This window comes from Pseudomonas sp. SIMBA_067 (assembly GCF_046534675.1).
Lineage (GTDB): Bacteria > Pseudomonadota > Gammaproteobacteria > Pseudomonadales > Pseudomonadaceae > Aquipseudomonas > Aquipseudomonas putida.
The window spans coordinates 1-261 of record NZ_JAWRYH010000687.1 but is presented as its reverse complement, the minus strand read 5'-3'; the positions used below and the strand labels follow the sequence as shown (position 1 = coordinate 261).

1 protein-coding gene is annotated in these 261 nt (G+C 73.2%); it reads left to right on the top strand.

Annotation, left to right across the window (positions count from 1 at the left end):
- On the top strand, positions 1 to 261 hold a 261-nt coding region (locus tag SB765_RS30885; RefSeq protein WP_410932656.1), incomplete at both ends, for an AMP-binding protein.

Below are 261 nucleotides of genomic sequence, written 5' to 3'. Positions count from 1 at the left end.
CCCGGCCGCATCCGGGCCGAAGCGGCACTCGCCAGCGGCGCGTGGATCGCCAGCACCGTCGGCGACGCGATGCGCGCGACCGCACAGCGACATCCGGCGCGCAGCGCGTTCATCGGTCACGACCGCACGATCGACTTCGCCGAACTCGACGAGGCCACCGAGCGACTCGGGGCCGCGCTGCTCGCGCTGGGCCTCGCGCCCGGCGACCGTGCGATCTTTCAACTCGGCACCACGGTCGAAACCACGATCGCGCTGCTCGCC